The sequence below is a fragment of the Pseudomonas sp. P5_A12 genome (genome assembly GCF_056400685.1).
Map to the genome: position 1 here is coordinate 1 of NZ_JBFUKU010000599.1, position 1,461 is coordinate 1,461.

A 1,461-nucleotide genomic window follows, 5' to 3' on the forward strand; every position below is an offset into this window, starting at 1 on the left:
CAACTGGAAGTTGGCAGATGCTGTGTATTTAAACCCAGAGCGCCCTGAAATTAAGAGCGCAACGGGCTAGCAACTGTAAGACAAGGCGACAGGTACCTTGACACGTACCGAAACCGTAAAAAACACGCAAACAAAAACGCCGCTCATTTCTGAGCGCAACGCTGCTTAAAAATGGAGCGGGAAACGAGACTCGAACTCGCGACCCCGACCTTGGCAAGGTCGTGCTCTACCAACTGAGCTATTCCCGCATTGGCGTCCCCTAGGGGACTCGAACCCCTGTTACCGCCGTGAAAGGGCGGTGTCCTAGGCCACTAGACGAAGGGGACACACGTACAACATTCACTCCCTACCGCGTTTCGCTGTGTGCTTTCCGCTGTAAGTGGCGCGCATTCTATGGATGGATTGAGGGGTCGTCAACCCCCAGTTATAAATTTATTTAAATCAATGACTTCGCCCTGCTTTGAGACAGGTTTCAGGCTTTTCCGCGGCCAGACCTTTGACGCCTATTTTCCGGCATCCATCAAGGCGCTATAGTCCATGCTGTCAATATGATGGCAACCCGAAACCTATTCGCCACCATTTATCCAGGCAGGACAACGGCCGATACATAGATGGGCCATAGCTGATTCAAGTGATCGTGCGGCCTATACGCCCCAATGCCAAGCCACTACTTTCGAACGCGAACCCAATAAGAGGTCTTACCGGTGACACCACTCATGATCACCCTGCTCGTCATAGCCGGCATCGCACTATTGATCACCACAATCCCGGTCAACAACCCGCCGGCACCGATCCAGACCGAAGCCAAGGCCAAGGACGTACGCTTCCTGCTCGAAGCCCTCCATGGCCAAATCACCCGCGCCGCACAGGACGGCTTCCTGCCGACCAATGAAGCCAAGCGCTGGATCCGCGAAGTCCGCCATATCCTGGTGCTGCTGCACATCGAGTTCTTCAACAACCTCGGCCAGCATCGCCTTCAACAAAACCAGCCAGGTCAAGCACGTCTGGCGTTCGAACGCGGCGTGCAGTACCTGCGCAAACAACCGGAGCCACAAGTCTACGCCGAGCAGCTGGAGTACCTGGAGAAACTCCTGGTTCGCGCCAACGCCATGGTGATGGACAACATTGCGGCGGTTGAGGATGAGGCAAACCAGTTGAACACAGGGCTTAAACAAGTCGACGCCGATGCCGACTGGAAAAAAAAAGTGATCTACGACTGATCAGCGCAAACTGAAAAGCCACCTGCAAAGGTTAATGCCGATCAGTTAAGCCATAACGCATCCGTAGCAGCTGGCGAAGCCTGCGTTCGGCTGCGCAGCAGTCGTAAAACCTGAGTTTKCGGTCTTCCTGAAACACCGCATCRTCTGATTKCACGACTGCTGCGCAGCCGAACGCAGGCTTCGCCAGCTGCTACAACAATTGCGTTACAGCAGAAATTGCTTAACTGATCGGCATTAACCT

At 54.1% G+C, this 1,461-nt stretch carries 2 tRNA genes and 1 pseudogene; 1 reads left to right on the forward strand and 2 read right to left on the reverse strand.

What is annotated here, in order from left to right:
- Positions 1-172 precede the first annotated feature (172 nt).
- Together AC1DSG_RS31385 and AC1DSG_RS31390 are read right to left on the reverse strand one after the other, a co-directional pair.
- Positions 173-248 (reverse strand) — tRNA-Gly (locus AC1DSG_RS31385).
- 2 nt (positions 249-250) lie between these two features.
- Positions 251-326, reverse strand: a tRNA-Glu gene (locus AC1DSG_RS31390).
- A 435-nt stretch (positions 327-761) separates the two neighbouring features.
- Here AC1DSG_RS31390 and AC1DSG_RS31395 point away from each other — a divergent pair.
- A pseudogene (locus AC1DSG_RS31395) lies at positions 762-1,220 on the forward strand (hypothetical protein); the annotation flags it as partial.
- Positions 1,221-1,461: the final 241 nt, after the last annotated feature.